This window comes from Neorhizobium sp. NCHU2750 (assembly GCF_003597675.1).
Classification (GTDB): Bacteria; Pseudomonadota; Alphaproteobacteria; order Rhizobiales; family Rhizobiaceae; genus Neorhizobium.
In genome coordinates, this window is record NZ_CP030827.1 from 3,453,507 (window position 1) to 3,469,354 (window position 15,848).

Annotated in this window: 19 protein-coding genes and 1 other annotated feature; of the genes, 15 read left to right on the plus strand and 4 right to left on the minus strand. The window is 58.4% G+C overall.

What is annotated here, in order from left to right:
• The first annotated feature begins 236 nt into the window (after positions 1-236).
• The gene (locus NCHU2750_RS31170; RefSeq protein ID WP_256377688.1) at positions 237-359 is read left to right on the plus strand and encodes a hypothetical protein; all 123 of its coding nucleotides are present in this window, start codon (positions 237-239) and stop codon (positions 357-359) included.
• A gap of 1 nt (position 360) precedes the next feature.
• On the opposite strand, the gene NCHU2750_RS16720 is transcribed toward NCHU2750_RS31170, so the two are convergent.
• Positions 361-1,592, minus strand: a protein-coding gene (locus NCHU2750_RS16720; protein ID WP_119939629.1) for an IS3 family transposase whose coding sequence is annotated in 2 segments (ribosomal slippage) — positions 361-1,301 and positions 1,301-1,592 — 1,233 coding nt in all. Because the reading frame shifts where the segments join, the coding sequence is not laid out codon by codon here.
• Positions 1,192-1,308: a sequence feature (AL1L pseudoknot), on the minus strand. (Overlaps the previous gene by 117 nt.)
• Positions 1,593-1,697: 105 nt before the next feature.
• Here NCHU2750_RS16720 and dgt (NCHU2750_RS16725) point away from each other — a divergent pair.
• From dgt (NCHU2750_RS16725) to NCHU2750_RS16760, 8 genes are all read left to right on the plus strand, one after another.
• Positions 1,698-2,147, plus strand: a complete 450-nt coding sequence (dgt, locus tag NCHU2750_RS16725; RefSeq protein WP_502703797.1) for a dGTP triphosphohydrolase — start codon at positions 1,698-1,700, stop codon at positions 2,145-2,147.
• 80 nt (positions 2,148-2,227) lie between these two features.
• Positions 2,228-2,695 carry an IS66-like element accessory protein TnpA gene (tnpA, locus tag NCHU2750_RS16730; RefSeq protein ID WP_119938734.1) on the plus strand — a complete coding sequence of 156 codons (468 nt, stop codon included), beginning with the start codon at positions 2,228-2,230 and terminating at the stop codon, positions 2,693-2,695.
• Positions 2,696-2,721: 26 nt separating this feature from the next.
• A complete protein-coding gene (gene tnpB / locus NCHU2750_RS16735) occupies positions 2,722-3,045 on the plus strand; it encodes an IS66 family insertion sequence element accessory protein TnpB (protein ID WP_502703798.1) in 324 nt (107 codons plus the stop codon).
• 49 nt (positions 3,046-3,094) lie between these two features.
• The gene (gene tnpC, locus NCHU2750_RS16740) at positions 3,095-4,666 is read left to right on the plus strand and encodes an IS66 family transposase (RefSeq protein ID WP_119942790.1); all 1,572 of its coding nucleotides are present in this window, start codon (positions 3,095-3,097) and stop codon (positions 4,664-4,666) included.
• Positions 4,663-5,268, plus strand: a complete 606-nt coding sequence (locus NCHU2750_RS16745) for a YecA/YgfB family protein (RefSeq protein ID WP_119938732.1) — start codon at positions 4,663-4,665, stop codon at positions 5,266-5,268. Before tnpC ends, NCHU2750_RS16745 begins: the two co-directional genes overlap by 4 nt.
• A gap of 44 nt (positions 5,269-5,312) precedes the next feature.
• The gene (dgt, locus tag NCHU2750_RS16750; RefSeq protein ID WP_162939662.1) at positions 5,313-6,431 is read left to right on the plus strand and encodes a dGTP triphosphohydrolase; all 1,119 of its coding nucleotides are present in this window, start codon (positions 5,313-5,315) and stop codon (positions 6,429-6,431) included.
• A gap of 52 nt (positions 6,432-6,483) precedes the next feature.
• The gene (locus NCHU2750_RS16755) at positions 6,484-7,515 is read left to right on the plus strand and encodes an SDH family Clp fold serine proteinase (protein WP_162939663.1); all 1,032 of its coding nucleotides are present in this window, start codon (positions 6,484-6,486) and stop codon (positions 7,513-7,515) included.
• 790 nt (positions 7,516-8,305) lie between these two features.
• Positions 8,306-8,821, plus strand: a complete 516-nt coding sequence (locus NCHU2750_RS16760) for a disulfide bond formation protein B (protein ID WP_119941542.1) — start codon at positions 8,306-8,308, stop codon at positions 8,819-8,821.
• Positions 8,822-8,873: 52 nt separating this feature from the next.
• On the opposite strand, the gene NCHU2750_RS16765 is transcribed toward NCHU2750_RS16760, so the two are convergent.
• Together NCHU2750_RS16765 and NCHU2750_RS16770 are read right to left on the minus strand one after the other, a co-directional pair.
• Positions 8,874-9,431: an HNH endonuclease gene (locus NCHU2750_RS16765; protein WP_119941543.1), complete on the minus strand. Its 558-nt coding sequence runs from the start codon at positions 9,429-9,431 to the stop codon at positions 8,874-8,876.
• 167 nt (positions 9,432-9,598) lie between these two features.
• A complete protein-coding gene (locus NCHU2750_RS16770) occupies positions 9,599-10,240 on the minus strand; it encodes a DNA-3-methyladenine glycosylase family protein (protein ID WP_119941544.1) in 642 nt (213 codons plus the stop codon).
• A 46-nt stretch (positions 10,241-10,286) separates the two neighbouring features.
• Between NCHU2750_RS16770 and gluQRS the strand changes: the two genes are divergently transcribed.
• Positions 10,287-11,195 (plus strand): tRNA glutamyl-Q(34) synthetase GluQRS, encoded by a 909-nt coding sequence (gluQRS, locus tag NCHU2750_RS16775; RefSeq protein ID WP_119941545.1) that lies wholly within the window; start codon positions 10,287-10,289, stop codon positions 11,193-11,195.
• Here gluQRS and NCHU2750_RS16780 read toward each other — a convergent pair.
• Entirely contained in the window at positions 11,112-12,086 is a 975-nt protein-coding gene (locus tag NCHU2750_RS16780) for a YihY/virulence factor BrkB family protein (RefSeq protein ID WP_119941546.1), read from the minus strand. The two genes, gluQRS and NCHU2750_RS16780, sit on opposite strands and share 84 nt — an antisense overlap.
• A 106-nt stretch (positions 12,087-12,192) precedes the next feature.
• Here NCHU2750_RS16780 and NCHU2750_RS16785 point away from each other — a divergent pair, with 106 nt between their 5' ends.
• The 5 genes from NCHU2750_RS16785 to NCHU2750_RS16805 all read left to right on the plus strand — a co-directional run bounded on the left by NCHU2750_RS16785 (position 12,193) and on the right by NCHU2750_RS16805 (position 15,796).
• On the plus strand, positions 12,193-13,026 hold the full coding sequence (locus tag NCHU2750_RS16785) for an SDR family oxidoreductase (protein ID WP_119941547.1): 834 nt from the start codon (positions 12,193-12,195) through the stop codon (positions 13,024-13,026).
• 20 nt (positions 13,027-13,046) lie between these two features.
• Complete coding sequence (locus tag NCHU2750_RS16790) at positions 13,047-13,250, plus strand: twin transmembrane helix small protein (protein ID WP_119941548.1); 204 nt, start codon at positions 13,047-13,049, stop codon at positions 13,248-13,250.
• Between the two features lie 11 nt (positions 13,251-13,261).
• Positions 13,262-13,834 (plus strand): cob(I)yrinic acid a,c-diamide adenosyltransferase, encoded by a 573-nt coding sequence (locus tag NCHU2750_RS16795; protein ID WP_119941549.1) that lies wholly within the window; start codon positions 13,262-13,264, stop codon positions 13,832-13,834.
• A 260-nt stretch (positions 13,835-14,094) separates the two neighbouring features.
• Positions 14,095-14,841 (plus strand): electron transfer flavoprotein subunit beta/FixA family protein, encoded by a 747-nt coding sequence (locus NCHU2750_RS16800; RefSeq protein ID WP_119941550.1) that lies wholly within the window; start codon positions 14,095-14,097, stop codon positions 14,839-14,841.
• 25 nt (positions 14,842-14,866) lie between these two features.
• Positions 14,867-15,796 (plus strand): electron transfer flavoprotein subunit alpha/FixB family protein, encoded by a 930-nt coding sequence (locus NCHU2750_RS16805; RefSeq protein ID WP_119941551.1) that lies wholly within the window; start codon positions 14,867-14,869, stop codon positions 15,794-15,796.
• Positions 15,797-15,848 lie beyond the last annotated feature (52 nt).

The window sequence follows — 15,848 nt, forward strand, 5'->3', positions numbered from 1 at the left end:
CGTCACCCAATTCTAGCGTGTGGAGCGTCTTCGGATCCACGACTGCGACAAATTGGCTCGTCAGCAATCCGGAACGACCAGACGTATGGTTTATGGACCTAAATTGCGATAACGCCCTAGAATTTCTCAAAGCCCCCCCAAATTATCTTTGAGGCAAGGTTTCACACCTACAACTGTGATTAGACAATGTGCTACCGAATCAATATCACGGTAATCGGACACACAAGGAGACTGGAATGTCGCTTTCGACCGGATCCATCAGCCAACTCCGCAAAGACCGCAAGCGCCCAACGGAAGAACATCCCACCTACAAAGTGGTAATGAACCGCCCCGGCTTTTCCGGAGACCGTTTGGCTTAAGTTATGCGGCCATGGCTGGTGCGTCCAGCATGGCGTAGTATCGCTCTTCGGCCTCGGCTGGCGGTATGTTGCCGATGGGCTCCAGAAGGCGGCGGTTGTTGAACCAATCGACCCATTCGAGCGTGGCGAACTCCACGGCTTCGAAGTTGCGCCATGGTCCTCGCCGATGGATGACCTCGGCCTTGTAAAGACCGTTGATCGTTTCGGCGAGAGCATTGTCGTAACTATCACCAACGCTTCCGACCGACGGCTCGATGCCTGCCTCCGCCAGCCGTTCGGAATAACGAATGGACACATATTGCGAGCCGCGGTCGGAATGATGAACCAGCCCGCCACGTTTGACGGGCCGCCGATCATGAAGCGCCTGGTCGAGGGCATCGAGCACAAAGCCCGCATGGGCCGTTCGGCTTGCCCGCCAACCGACGATACGGCGGGCGAAGGCATCAATGACGAACGCCACGTAAACGAAGCCCTGCCAGGTCGCGACATAGGTGAAATCGGATAACCACAGCATGTTCGGCGCGGGAGCGAAGAACTGTCGGTTCACCCGGTCTAGCGGACACGGGGCAGACTTGTCCGACATGGTTGTTTTGACTGGCTTGCCGCGAATGACGCCTTGAAGCCCCATCATTCTCATAAGCCGAGCGACGGTGCAGCGGGCAATATCGTAACCCTCTCGCTGCAACTGCCGCCAGACTTTGCGCACGCCATAGACCTGGAAGTTCTCGTTGAACACCCGGCGTATCTCGACTTTCATGGCAATATCATTCCGTTCGCGGGCTGACAGGCGGTCCACGTCCGTGCGTTTGGCAACGACCTCATAGTAGGTGGACGGGGCAATCGGCAGCAGCCTGCAAATCGGCTCGACCCCGAGCACCGAGCGGTGTGCATCGATGAAGGAAATCATCGCTTCAGTGGGCGGTCGAGCTCCGCCTGGGCAAAATACGCCGAGGCTTTGCGTAAAATCTCATTCGCCTGACGAAGCTCCCGGTTCTCCCGCTCCAAAGCCTTCATCTTCTCCGCCACGTCACTCGGCAAACCTGCACGCTTGCCGCTGTCGACCTCGGCCTTCTTCACCCATTCATTGAGCGTATGCGCCGAGCAGCCGATCTTGGCCGCTATGGAAGATACAGCCGCCCACCGGGAAGGATGTTCGGCTTCATGATCGGCCACCATTCGAACGGCCCGGGCGCGGACTTCAGGAGAAAATTTGTTCGTCGTCTTGCTTGTCATAGACCCTACTTCTCACGAGTTGGGGTCTCCGGCAAAGCCGGGGCGGTTCATAACCAGAGAGCTTCGATTTCTTCAGTCAAGCGTGGAACGTGAACCACAATCAGCATGGTCGCTGATCAGCAAGGCTTCCAATTCGGCGAAACGAAAGAAGAAATAAGCATACGCATGGGGGATCTTTACTCTTCGCTTGATTGGCAACGCGAGGTCGGGCCGATCGAACACGGTGAGCCTGAGGCTCATCGCTCACCGTGGCGGCGCGACTTTGCTCGATTGATACACAGCAGTGCATTCCGTCGACTGCAGGGTAAGACCCAAGTCTTCCCTGGACACGAGAGTGACTTTTTCCGAAACCGGCTCACCCATTCGCTTGAGGTAGCCCAGATCGCGAAGTCCATCGCCATAAGGCTGAACGCAACACACCCATTATTTCGATCAAAAAAGCAAAAGATCGATCCGGACATCGTTGAGTTCGCCGGCATGGCGCACGACCTAGGTCATCCTCCGTTCGGCCATAATGGCGAAGAAGCACTCGACGAATGCATGCGTGAGAAGTAACCGTTGCGAGGACCCCACATTTCCAGAGGGTTTCGGCTCGCGCATAGTTCGGCTCTGACATGATTGTGGGAGACGGAACTATGGATTTCGGACCAGTCGATTTCGACGAGAAGGCGTCACCGCATAGTGCTGATGACAATCATCAGCACTATGCTACGAGCGAAGTTGTCGATGATAGGCGGGCACCTCGCCGTGTCGAGGTTTTGCTCGGCAAAGAACGCCGGCGCCGTTGGAGCGCTGATGAGAAGGCGGAAATCACGGCGGCCAGCTTCGTGCCTGGTGCAAATATCTCTGCCGTTGCGCGCCAATATGGCGTGAGCCAGGGGCTGCTGCACTATTGGCGGCGCTGCGCGCGAGAGCACATGTCGGATGACGAGGAAATGCGCTTTGTGCCGGTTGTCAGGGCCGATGAAGGCTTGGGCGGCCCGGCCGCGGTGACGGCGCTGATGATCCGTGTCGAAATCAACGGCGCCTGTGCCGTGATCGAGGGTGGCATCGATGAGCAGGCACTGTGCATGGTGTTCAAAGCGCTCAGGGCCTCGGCGTGATCTCACTTGGATCGGATTTGCGGATCATGATTGCTTCAAAACCGGTGGACTTCAGGAAGGGCATCAATGGGCTGGCGGCGCTGGTATCGACTGCGCTCGGCGCCAACCCATACTCAGGCGACATCTATGTCTTCCGCAGCAAGCGGAACGATCGTCTGAAGATGGTTGTCTGGGATGGCAGCGGCATGGTGCTGTTGACCAAGGTTTTGGAGGATCGGCGATTTACCTGGCCGGCTGTTCACGATGGAGCGGTTCGTCTCGGCGCCAGCGAATTGGCGCTTTTGCTCGATGGCCTGGACTGGACACGCGTGGAGAAGAAGCCGGTCAAACGGCCTGCAAAGATAGCGTGATCTCATTGGAATTGATCGACAATTCCGTGACGATATGCTAGATTTTGGCATGCTCGATCGTGGCCAACATCTGCCGCGGGATCCTGACATTCTGGTCGGCATGATCCTGGAAAGAGACGCTGAAATCGAGCGTCTCAAGGTGCTGTTGAAGTCGGCCCATGCAAAGCCCTTTGGCCAACGATCCGAACAGTTAGCCCATGTGGTCGAAGGTCAGATCCGTCTCGATCTGGGAGACGTGGCCGTTGAGTCTGAGGTGGCTTCGGAAAGCGAAGGTACAGGCCTCCCGAAAATGCCGCGCCCGGCAAGGAACCATTCTCAGCCTCGTCGCAACATCGGCGCTTTGCCGGAGCATCTTGAGCGAGTTGTCGAGGTCATCGAGCCATCCTCGTTGGAATGTGCCTGCTGCCAGGGAAAGCTCCATCGTATCGGAGAAGACCAGAGCGAGGTCCTGGCGTCACGGCCGGCAACGCTCTATGTCCTGCGCACGGTGCGCCCGAAATATGCCTGCCGGGCCTGCGAGGCCGGCATCGTTCAAGCGAAGGCGAAGCCTCGGCTGTTCGACGGAGGGCTGGCCACGACGTCCATGATCAGCAATGTCGTGGTATGGCGATATGCTTGGTATCTGCCGCTCAACCGCCAGGTTCAGATGTTGAAGGGTCAGGGTGTCCGGCTCGATACGTCAACGCTTTGCGGTTGGGTGAAACGCTCCGCCTGGTGGCTGAAATCGCTCTACGACAAGCTATTAGCCTATATCCATAGTCATTCTCGGGTCTTTGTCGATGAAACCCGAATGCCGGTACTCAAGCGAGACCGAACACGAACCAAGATTTGTCAGTTCTGGGCTCACGCCGTGGACGATCGGCCCTGGAATGGTCCAGCCTATCCGGCTGTCGCCTATGTCTTTGCGCAAGGTCGGGGAAAGACGGAGATCCAGTCGCAGTTGGTCCGCTATAGCGGGATTTTGCAGGTTGATGCGTACAAGGCCTACAAGAGCCTGACCCGACCGGATCGCCGGGCCGGCAGCATTGCGCTTGCCTACTGCCTGGCCCATGCGCGTCGCAAGTTTGTCGATGTCTTCAAGAAGTACAAATCCGAGCTGGCCAAGGTGGTGATCGAACGCCTGGCTGAGGTCTATGCGATCGAGGCCTCAATCCGCGCAACGAGCGCCGAACACCGGCTCGGTGTCCGGCAAGCAAAGAGCAAGGTCCTGATGGCTGATCTGAAAGTGCTCCTGATGGACGCGCTCAAAGATATATCCGCCAAGGACCCAGTCGCTTCCGCCATCAAATACACGCTTGGCCATTGGGCTGGCCTGACCCTCTTCCTTGAGGATGGAAGACTTGAAGTCGATTCCAACACCGTCGAGCGTAATATGCGCAGCGTCGCACTCGGGCGCGTCAACAGCCTGTTCGCCGGCAGTGATGGCGGTGCCGAGACCTGGGCCATATTAGGCTCTTTGCTGACCACGGCCAAATTGAACGGGCTCGATCCCTATACCTGGCTCAATGACGTTCTTGAACGCATCGTGTCCGGGGAGATAAAGTCTACCTCGCTTTGGCGTTGCCTGCCGTGGCATTGGAAACAGGAACATGCGGATATGAACATGGCGGTAGCAGCGTGAAGGCTCCCAAGCGTGCAAAGCTTCTGACGCTTGATCAGTTGGAGGCGTGGTTCGACAAGGCAGAGCCGGCGCCACCATGCCGGGGCGTGTCAACGCTCAATGGGTTCCTGACGGGATTGGCCGCAGGTCCGGTCTTCCTGCTTCCCAATGACTGGATGTTCCATGTCATTGGGAAGCACGAGGAAAAGGCCTTCGTCGGAAACAAGACCTACGCCGTGATCGAAACGATCGTCGATCACTACAACCTCATCGCTCACCAACTGACGGCGCCCGGCCGGTATGCACCGATGTTCATGCGCACGGATGATGAGGAAGTCCTGCCTGGCGATTGGGCCGATGGGTTCTATGGCGCCATCAAACTGAACCTGGCAGCCTGGGCGCCTCTCATGGCCGAGAAACAGACCGGCGAACCCATCATGGCCATATTGATGCAAGCCACCGAGGCAGATCTCCTCGAAATGGTCTCAGCAGTGTACCCGAGGCCGCCCGAGGCCCTCCTTAAAGACGCATGGCGTGCCATCCCAACCGCCGTCGAAACCATCTACGCGCACTGCAAACCAATGCGCTTCAATCCCGGCGCTCCAGCAAACGATATCTCGTAGGAAAGATCCCCCAGAGGCACCTCGTCAAGCGTCAAGCTAAATCCGTGTGGGGCGCTCGCAACGGATACCGTGAGAATGGTGGCTTCGAGGGCAACGCGCAAACTCTGCACATTCTTGCTCGACTTGAAAAAAAGAGTACCGGTTCGACTCCTGAAGACTTTAAGCAATTCAAAGACGACGGCTCGGATAATAGGGTCGGGCTGAATCTCACCTACAGATCGCTCAGCGCCATCCTGAAGTATGATGCCGCGATTCCATTAACGTCGGACAATCGCCCCGCTGGGAAGAAACAAAAGGTCGTCAAAGGCTACTACGAAAGCGAACGCGAATTAGTAGAAAGAATAAAAAAGTCCGTAGTGGGCGATGCACATTATGCGGACTTCAAAACCATTGAATGCTCCATAATGGACATAGCTGATGACATCGCATACTCCACTTACGATCTTGAGGATATATTCAAGAGCGGATTCCTCAAGCCTCTCGATCTCTTTGACCTAAACCATGATATATATAAAAATGTCGTAGACACGATAAATGAACGCATAATCAAGCAATACCCTGGAATTGATGTTGTAGTAGATATTGAAACAGTACATCAGGTTCTGCACTTTGTATTCCAAGACATCTTCAGTGTCTCGAAGGACGACATAAAACTCGTTCGAAACAAATCCGTTTCGCCAGAGCAGAAGAAGATGATTTTCTCAGCTCAGGCCCACAGCTGGTCCAATGTGATGGCAGAAAACGGATATCACCGGACAGACTTCACTTCTTCGCTCATTCAGATGTTCATAGAGGGTGTCGAGGTGGTGAAGCACAAATCACACCCGCAGCTCCATCAAGCTAAACTTGAGATTGATACGTTTGTTGCTGTCGAAACGTTGAAAAACATCACGTATCAGGCGATTATTCGATCCCCCGCACTACAGGTCGTGGAGTTTCGTGGAAAAGACATTGTTAAGAAAATATTTGTCGCAATAACGAAAGACGACGGGGACAGATTACTTCCCAGTGACTTCAGAGAGCTATACAAAGCGTCTCCCGGCAAAGATGAAAAGCTTCGAGTGGTTTGCGATTTCATCGCAGGTATGACGGATAGGTACGCGATTGAGTTCTATAGCCGTCTGTACGGCGCAAACGGGCTCACCATGCACAAGCCATTCTAAGGAGTTGGTAAGCAAAAACTTAAAAGTCTTGTTCGGTAAAGAGGTGAATATCTTGGGCGATCGGGCCGAGCTAAAAAAAATAATCGAAGCCGTCGAAAATTTCTACGACGCGGATATTTACGCGTACTCTGCACCGATTGACCATGAGGGCTTTGGGCGGATCGTAAAGAGTTTTCGAAAACGGCGACCTAATGCAATCCTCATACTCACGACCTCAGGCGGGCTAGCTAATTCAGCTTATAAGATCGCGCGGTTCTTTCAGGAACAGTACGAAGAGTTCTTCATCTGCCTTCCTAGCGTATGCAAGAGCGCCGGCACATTACTCGCCATTGGAGCCCATAAATTGATCATGGGGCCTTTCTCCGAACTTGGCCCGCTCGATGTCCAACTCTACGAACGCGATGAGATCTTTTCTCGAAAATCAGGCTTGTTGAGCCATTCTGCGTTCGACGCGCTTAAACAGGAAGCCTTCTCCCTGTACGAACACTTCCTTCTGTCGATTAAGGCTAGAAGCGGCGACAATATCAGCTTTCCCGTAGCGTCATCTGTAGCTGGCGACTTAGCCGGCCACCTGATGGCACCTATATTTGAACAGATATCACCGAACGTGCTTGGCAGTGACTTTAGAGACCTACAAGTGGCCATCCATTATGGTAGCCGCCTGGCGCAATATTCCGAGAATATCAGCGATGCAAATATCCAACTGCTTACTGAAAATTATCCGTCCCACGATTTTATCATAGACACTCAAGAGGCTTCTGAGCTTTTTTCAAACGTCGAAGCTCCCGATGAAACTCTTTGGAAACTTATCGGAACAATAGCCCAGTTCGTGCTTTCGGAGAGCGAAAGCGGCATCGTTAATCGACTCAGCTCACTTACCGATCCAAAAGCGACCGAGGAACAGGACAATGAGGATGAGGAAGACATCTTTGAAGATAAAGACCACGCCGGAAACATGGGTAGTGGCGCAGACCCAGATCGCGAAGGCCATAATCGAAAGGGGTCGCAAGGAACACATACCCCCGAAAGTCACGGCCCCAGCGAAACCGACGACGAAGCTGGCGGTGAGACAACTACCGCTTGAGCTTCTGTCCATCTGAGATCGGACAGCTTGTGTAGCCCTATATCCGTGTTTGAGGGGTGAAGAAGCATCACATCCATGCTAAGGGCGGATATTGAGCGCCCGACTCTGCGGATCGATACGCATCAGCCGATCTAGCACATTCACAATGCCTGACATCATACCAACCTTGCCGCTCTAAAGTCCGTGATGACGCCTTCTGCTGGAAGCGGAAAGCGATACCTCGCTCGTGCTCCATTCACCGGCCAAGAGAAACTCCCCCGAGAAGAGCCTAGGTTACCGCAGCTTACACCGACGGAAAACTCTGCTGCCATCAGAATGGTCGACCATCTAAAGCCCGCAGGTGCATTGTGCCGGTCGATAGAGCCAAGATTTCGGTACACTTTTACAGCTGTTTTGGTACAATACGTGGCTAGAAGCGGGAAAGACATATCGCGCAAACCATTGATTCAAAAGTCATGTTTCACACCCCTCAACCAGCCTCATGCCGGCACGGGGCACCACATCTTCCCGAAAAATCCAGACATTCCGTACCCACCCGCACATGACACGATGACACAGAGGCGGCACTAAGGGTTTTCCTGTGGCGGCTTGCGGGATAAGAAGACACCGGGCAAATGGCCGCCGACCATGGGACCCGCTGGACCATCACGACAATGTGCCGGATAGGCGCGAGCCGCGGCAGGACCATGGCCGTTTACACCAAGGCCAATTCTGTTACAGCTTCGGCAAAATTCCGCCCCGGTGGCGGCATAGACGGCAATCGTCGACACGAAAATTGAAGGAGACAAGCATGGCGCTGGCAGCTACCACCCCCCAGACCCGCAAGGGCCTCGGTTATGCGGTTTTCATGACGGTTGCGATGGCCGCCACCGTTGGCAGCGCCCTCGGCTTCGAGCATATCGGCGGCTATATTCCCTGCGCGCTCTGCCTTCTCGAACGCGAGCCCTATTATTACGGCGTCCCGATCGGCATCCTGGCAATCGGCGCCTGCGTTCTCAGCCTGCCAACCTGGATCGTCCGTCTGCTTCTCGTCATACTCGGCATCATGATGCTGGTCGGCGCCGGCATGGGCGTCTATCATTCGGGCGTCGAATGGGGCTTCTGGCCCGGCCCGACCGCCTGCGGCGGCAGCACGGCCATCACCACCAATGCCGGCAATCTTCTGGGTGACCTCAACACCGTGCACGGCCCGTCCTGCGCCGATGCGGCGCTTCGCGTCCTGGGCCTCTCCTTCGCCGGCTGGAATGTCGTTGCTAGCGTCTTCCTCGCAGCCGTCGCCTTCATCGGCGCAAAAAAGGCCGCCTGAGGCGGCCTTCATTCCGAACGGCAAAAGCGGCAAGCGCCGTGCAGCCCGATGATCAGGGCTGCAACTCGGTATCCCAGTAGAGATAGTCCATCCAGCTTTCATGCAGGTAGTTCGGCGGGAAAAGCCGGCCATTGTTGTGGAGATCCTGCACGCTCGGCGCATAGGGCTTCTGGTGCGGCACCATGCCTGCCTGCTTCGGAAGCTTGCTGCCCTTCCTCAGATTGCAGGGCGAGCAGGCCGCCACCACATTTTCCCAGGTCGTCTCGCCGCCATGCGCCCGCGGGATGACGTGATCGAAGGTGAGATCGTCATGCGCCCCGCAATACTGGCATTCGAACTTGTCGCGCAGGAACACGTTGAAGCGGGTAAAGGCCGGGTTGCGGGTCGGCTGGACATAGGTCTTGAGGCTGACGACGCTCGGCAGCTTCATGGTGAAACTGGGTGAGCAGACCGAATGGTCGTATTCGGCGATGATGTTCACACGGTCAAGAAAGACCGCCTTGATCGCGTCCTGCCAGGACCACAACGACAAGGGATAGTAACTCAGCGGCCGGTAGTCAGCGTTCAACACGAGCGCCGGCAAGGCCTGCGGGGAGACTGCAATCGTCAAGTGACGCTCCTACCCGATTCGGCATCTATCTCCTCTATATTAGGTCCGTTGTTACAGGATTGTGAAGCCCAATAAATGCAGTGGGATACTTCCTTTCGGCAAGCACCGTGCAAAGCCCTGCGCGCAAGGCTTTTGACTGCCGCCGCAAGCCGTTGCGAACGCCTGTTTCAGGCCACGGGCAGCGCCTCGCGACGCATCGTCGCGGCATAATGCGCCCAGAAAAGCCGGGCCGCGACGGAGCGGTAGGGGGCCCATGCCGCAGCGATCCCGGCCACCTGGCGGATATCCGGCCGCGCTTCCAGGAGAAGCCCCCGGCCAACAGCCGCCCTCAGCGCCACATCGCCGGCAGGAAAGATATCCGGATGCCCGCCGCAGAACATCAGATAGACTTCTGCCGTCCATGGCCCGATACCGGGAAGCGCCACGAGCCGACGCATCGCCTCATCCGCGTCAAGCAGACAGATACCCTCTAGCTCGATGCCGCCGCTGTTGACGGTGTCGGCGAGGCCCTTGAGCGTCGAAGCCTTCGCCCGTGACAGACCGAATGTGGCGATCACTTGTGGGTCGAGCGCCGCATAGCGCTCCGCCGTCACCGGCCCCGATGCCTCGATCCGCCGCCAGATCGCATCCGCACTGGCGCGCGACACCATCTGCGACACGATGATCGAGGCAAGCCCACGGAACCCCGGCTCCGCCAGCCTCAGCGGCAGCGGCCCGGCAATCTCCGCCACCGGCACGAGCCGCGGATCGATGATGAGCAGTTGCGCAAGGCCGGCCTCGACATCGGCGTCGCTTCGGATGATTGTCAAAACCACAGTCTCCCTCGTATTCCCCATTGGCCGCCCGGCAAAAACCATGGCACAACAAGCCATGCCAGCCGCCTCTCCCAATAGCCCTGTCTTCCGCTTCGCGCCAAGCCCGAATGGCCTTCTCCATCTCGGCCATGCGTTCTCCGCCCTCATCAACCAGAACATGGCAAGCGCTACGGGCGGGCGCCTGTTGCTGCGCATCGAAGATATCGATCTCACCCGCTGCACAGACGAATTCGAACAGGCGATCTACCGCGATCTCCAATGGATCGGCCTTTCCTGGGAAGAGCCGGTGCGGCGGCAATCGCAGCATTTCGATCTCTACCGGCAGTCACTGGAGACTTTGCGTGAGATGGGCCTCGTCTATCCCGCCTTTCTAACCCGTGGCGAGGTGAAGGCGCATGTGGCCGAACACGAGGCGAGCGGCGCCGCATGGCCGCGCGATCCGGACGGCTCGCCGCTCTATCCCGCCACCGACCGTGAGCGCAGCGATACCGAGAGGCGGAAGCTGATGGCAGGCGGCATCCGCCATGCCTGGCGGCTCGATATCGCCAAGACGCTTGCCTTCGCAGGAACACCCCTGTCCTGGCAGGAAACCGGCACGGGAGCGCCCGAGGTCATTGCCGCCGACCCGTCAGCCTGGGGCGATGTCGTTCTGTCGCGCTCCGATGCCCCGTCGAGCTATCACCTGTCGGTCGTAGTCGACGATGCGCTGCAAGGGGTGACGCATGTGGTGCGCGGCCGCGATCTCTATGAAAGCACCGCCATCCACCGGTTGCTGCAGGTCCTGCTTGGCCTGCCGGAGCCGGTCTATCATCACCACCGGCTGATCCTCGGTGCCGATGGCCGCAAGCTTTCCAAAAGCGAGGGATCAACCGGAATTGCGGCCTTGAGAAACGAGGGGTTCGTGCCCGCCGATATCCGCCGCCTCGTGGGTCTCGGCGTCGGCCTCTGACTGTTCCCGTCTCTTGGCGCGGCGCTGCTTCTGCACCTGGTTGACGACCGAATAGACCCGGTACTTCAGGATCGCCGCATTGAACTCTGCGCCGAGCATGAAGATCACGCCCACCATATAGAGAAACACCAGCACGATCATGATCGACGCCAGCCCCGCATAGGTGGCGGCATAATTGGCAAAGGTCGACAGATAGGCGGCAAAGCCGAAGCCGAACAGCGTCCAGATCACGATCGTCAGAACCACGCCCGGCAGCACGTCGATGATCCGCCTTTTGCCCGAAGGCAGCCATTTGTGGGAAAACAGAAGCCCGATCAAGAGAAGCAGGCCGGTGCCGACAAGGCCCCAGTTGGCGACCGCATTGAGGTCGCTCATCAGCCAGGGGAATTTGGTTTCCGCATAGCGCTGCGCCACCGGCACGGCGAGAAGCACGATGCTGATCACGGCAAAGATGACGACCGCCACCACCACATAGCCGAGGCTCGCCAGACGCGTCACGTACCAGGCACGCGTTTCCGTCATCCGATAGGCGCGGTTGAGCGAGATGCGCAGCGCCTCGACCCCGTTTGAGGCGAAATAGGCGGCGGCAAGCACCGAGACGGTCAGCAGCCCGCCGCGCGGCATCTCGATTACCCGCTGGATTTCCGAGGCGATCGGCGTGGCTATATCCGCCGGCCAGGCATCGAACATCAGGTGGATAGCCGTATCGGAAAAGCCGCCGGCACCGAGAAAGCCCGCAAGAGCCGTGCCGAAGATCAGGAAGGGAAACAGCGCCAGAAGCCCCGATAGCGCCACATGGCTTGCCATCGCCCAGCCGTCATCCTCGGTGAAATGCCAATAGGCGTCCCACAACACTTTGAAGGCCAGCCTGTGCCATCGCGGCCTGCGCATCTCCTCCGTCAATGGACACTCCGTTGTGACTTCCAGCGAAATATGGGAGGAACACTCTCGATTGTACAGACGCTCCGCCCAAAAGCGCCCACGGGAAGTGCCCCACATGACTGTAGCAAGAACGATCATCGTCACCGGCTGTTCCTCCGGTATCGGCGCCTATTGCGCCAGAGCGTTAAAAAGTGATGGCTGGCGTGTCTTCGCGACAGTGAGGAAGGCAGAGGATCTGGCAGCGCTGGAGGCAGACGGCATCGAGGCGCTGCTGATGGACTATACGAAGCGCGATACGATCGACAGCCTGGTCGAGACGGTCGTCGAACGCACCGGCGGACAGATCGACGCGCTGTTCAACAATGGCGCCTATGGCCAGCCCGGTGCGGTGGAAGACCTTTCGACCGACGTGTTGCGCGAGCAGTTCGAGACCAATCTTTTCGGCTGGCATGAGCTGACCCGCCAGATCGTGCCGCTGATGCGCGCCAGAGGCCGGGGCCGCATCGTCAACTGCTCGTCCATCCTCGGTCTCATTCCCTATCGCTACCGCGGCGCCTATACCGCGTCGAAATACGCGCTCGAAGGACTGACGCTGACGCTTCGGATGGAGCTTGCCGGATCAGGCATCGAGGTGAGCCTCATCGAACCCGGCCCGATCGAGAGCCGCTTCACCGCCAATTCGCTCGCAAAGATCAACCAGCATATCGATCTCGAAGGCTCCGTTCACGCCAAGGAATACAAGCGCCAGCTCAAACGGCTGAACGGGCGGGGCCAGATCAGCAGGCACAAGCTTGGCCCCGATGCCGTCCATGCCGTGCTCGATCACGCCTTGAACGCGCCACGCCCGAAGCCGCATTATCTGGTGACGCGACCGGCAAAGCAGGGCGTCTTGCTGAAACGCTTGCTTCCGGCGCAACTCTTCTACACGCTGATGCGCCGTATCGACTGACAACTGACGGGAGGCAGGACATGTCGAGCTTCACCACCATTCTCGCGCTGATCGTGATGGGCCTTGTCGTGCTCGTCCTGATCCGCGGCCTTTTCAACATGCTGAAGGGCACCGACGCCAACCGGTCCAACAAGCTGATGCAGCTGCGCGTGCTTCTCCAGGCAATCGCCGTCGTGCTGATCATGCTGACGCTGTGGATCACCGGCGGCGGCCGCCCGACCTGAGGAGACCGGACTTGGTCAAACTGAACAAGATCTACACCCGCACCGGCGACAACGGCACGACCGGCCTCGTCTCCGGCCCGCGCCGGGAAAAATTCGACCTGAGGGTCGAGGCCTATGGCACGGTCGACGAGACCAACTCGGCCGTCGGCATGGCCCGTCTCCATACGGCAGGCGTCGAGGAACTCGATGTCATGCTGGTCCGCATCCAGAACGATCTCTTCGATCTCGGCTCGGACCTCGCCACACCCGATACGGACGAGGAATTGAGCTACGAGCCGCTGCGCATCATCGAGGCGCAGGCGGATCGGCTGGAGCGCGAGATAGACGCCCTGAACGGCGAGCTCGACCCGCTGAAATCCTTCGTGCTTCCCGGCGGAACGCCCGCCGCCGCCCATCTGCATATGGCGCGAACCATCGCAAGACGCGCTGAACGGCTGATGGTCGAGCTGTCGCGACAGGAAACGGTCGGCGCCGCGGCACTCAAATACATCAACCGCCTGTCGGATTTCCTCTTCGTCGCCGCCCGTTTTGCCAATGACCGCGGACAGGCGGATATCCTATGGGTGCCGGGCAAGCACAGGTGAGGCGTGGTAGCTGTGCAGAATGTCAGGCGCATTGGTCCGACGCCGCACACACCCGCGACCTGTCGGCAATCTCCATTTCCTGATTGCCGGCCCGCAGCAAGTGCCGCCGCCGGTCGAATAGCGATATGAGAAAAGCGCAATACGCGACACCGAATCCGCGTTGTAATCGGGTGAAAAATGCGTATCCATGTCGCCCACTGACAATTGAGAAGACGACAAATGTCGCAGTTTGCCGTCAGTGAAAGTCAAGGAAGGACCCCATGAAGATCCTGGTGCCTGTAAAGCGCGTCGTCGATTACAACGTGAAGATCCGTGTGAAGCCGGACGGCACGGGTGTTGAACTTGCCAACGTGAAGATGTCGATGAACCCGTTCGACGAAATCTCCGTCGAAGAGGCGCTGCGTCTCAAGGAATCCGGCAAGGCAACAGAGGTCGTCGTCGTCTCGATCGGCCCGGCCAAGGCGGAAGAAACGCTGCGCACCGCGCTCGCCATGGGCGCCGACCGCGCCATCCTCGTCGAGACCGACGATCTGGTCGAGCCGCTCGCCGTCGCCAAGATCCTGAAAGGTGTCGTTGATGCCGAGCAGCCGGGCCTGATCATTGTCGGCAAGCAGGCGATCGATGACGATTCGAACCAGACGGGCCAGATGCTGGCAGCCCTTCTCGGCTCCGCCCAGGCGACCTTTGCCTCCAAGATCGAGATCGCCGGCGACAAGGCGACCGTCACCCGCGAAGTCGATGGCGGTTCGCAGACGATCGAGGTCAAGCTTCCGGCCGTCGTCACCACCGACCTGCGCCTGAACGAACCGCGTTACGCCTCGCTGCCCAACATCATGAAAGCGAAGAAGAAGCCGCTCGACAAGAAGGCTCCGGCCGATTTCGGCGTCGACACCGCACCGCGCCTCAAGGTGCTGAAGACCGAAGAACCGGGCGGCCGCAAGGCCGGCGTCAAGGTGGCAAGCGTCGAAGAGCTGGTATCCAGCCTCAAGACCGCCGGCATCATCTGATCGCGCAGGAACAGGAGCAAACATCATGACCATTCTTCTTCTTGCCGAAAACGATGCGTCCGGCCTGTCCGACCAGACCGCCAAGGCGCTGACCGCAGCAACTCAGATCGGTGGCGACGTGCATGTGCTGGTTGCCGGCGCAGGCGCCAAGGCTGCAGCGGAAGCCGCTGCCAAGCTGTCCGGCGTCGCCAAGGTTCTCGTTGCCGACGATGCCTCGCTCGCCAACAATCTCGCCGAACCGCTCGCAGCTTTGATCGTCTCGTTGGCACCGTCCTATGACGTGATCATCGCTCCGGCCACCACCTCCGCCAAGAACGTCCTGCCGCGCGTTGCAGCCCTGCTCGACGTCGCCCAGGTCTCGGAAATCATCGAGGTCGTTTCGGCCGACACGTTCAAACGCCCGATCTATGCCGGCAACGCGGTCCAGACGGTGCAGTCGACCGACGCAAAGAAGGTCATCACCGTGCGCACCGCCTCCTTTGCCGCAACGGCAGAAGGCGGCTCTGCCTCGGTCGAAAGCGTCTCGGCTGCCGGCAATCCGCGCGTATCGAGCTTCGTCTCGGACGCGCTCGCCTCGTCCGAGCGCCCGGAACTGACCTCTGCCAAGATCATCATCTCCGGTGGCCGTGCACTCGGCTCGTCGGAAAAGTTCCAGGAGGTGATCCTTCCGGTCGCCGACAAGCTCGGTGCCGCCGTCGGTGCCTCGCGCGCCGCCGTCGATGCCGGCTACGCCCCCAACGACTGGCAGGTCGGCCAGACCGGCAAGGTGGTCGCCCCCGATCTCTACATCGCGGTCGGCATTTCCGGCGCCATCCAGCACCTCGCTGGCATGAAGGACTCGAAAGTCATCGTCGCCATCAACAAGGACGAAGAGGCACCGATCTTCCAGGTTGCCGACTACGGCCTCGTCGGCGATCTCTTCGACATCCTGCCGAAACTCGAAAAGGCCCTCTGATAGGGCTCTTCGTCTCGCAGGTGCGAAAAAGCTGGCAAAAACATGGCCAGGC

Excerpts from the sequence above, each read along its gene's own strand:
- NCHU2750_RS31170 (WP_256377688.1), top strand. The coding sequence starts at position 237 with ATGTCGCTTTCGACCGGATCCATCAGCCAACTCCGCAAAGACCGCAAG.
- dgt (WP_502703797.1), top strand. The coding sequence starts at position 1,698 with ATGGTCGCTGATCAGCAAGGCTTCCAATTCGGCGAAACGAAAGAAGAA.
- tnpA (WP_119938734.1), top strand. The coding sequence starts at position 2,228 with ATGGATTTCGGACCAGTCGATTTCGACGAGAAGGCGTCACCGCATAGT.
- tnpB (WP_502703798.1), top strand. The coding sequence starts at position 2,722 with ATGATTGCTTCAAAACCGGTGGACTTCAGGAAGGGCATCAATGGGCTG.
- tnpC (WP_119942790.1), top strand. The coding sequence starts at position 3,095 with ATGCTCGATCGTGGCCAACATCTGCCGCGGGATCCTGACATTCTGGTC.
- NCHU2750_RS16760 (WP_119941542.1), top strand. The coding sequence starts at position 8,306 with ATGGCGCTGGCAGCTACCACCCCCCAGACCCGCAAGGGCCTCGGTTAT.
- gluQRS (WP_119941545.1), top strand. The coding sequence starts at position 10,287 with ATGGCACAACAAGCCATGCCAGCCGCCTCTCCCAATAGCCCTGTCTTC.
- NCHU2750_RS16780 (WP_119941546.1), bottom strand. The coding sequence starts at position 12,086 with ATGCGCAGGCCGCGATGGCACAGGCTGGCCTTCAAAGTGTTGTGGGAC.
- NCHU2750_RS16785 (WP_119941547.1), top strand. The coding sequence starts at position 12,193 with ATGACTGTAGCAAGAACGATCATCGTCACCGGCTGTTCCTCCGGTATC.
- NCHU2750_RS16790 (WP_119941548.1), top strand. The coding sequence starts at position 13,047 with ATGTCGAGCTTCACCACCATTCTCGCGCTGATCGTGATGGGCCTTGTC.
- NCHU2750_RS16800 (WP_119941550.1), top strand. The coding sequence starts at position 14,095 with ATGAAGATCCTGGTGCCTGTAAAGCGCGTCGTCGATTACAACGTGAAG.
- NCHU2750_RS16805 (WP_119941551.1), top strand. The coding sequence starts at position 14,867 with ATGACCATTCTTCTTCTTGCCGAAAACGATGCGTCCGGCCTGTCCGAC.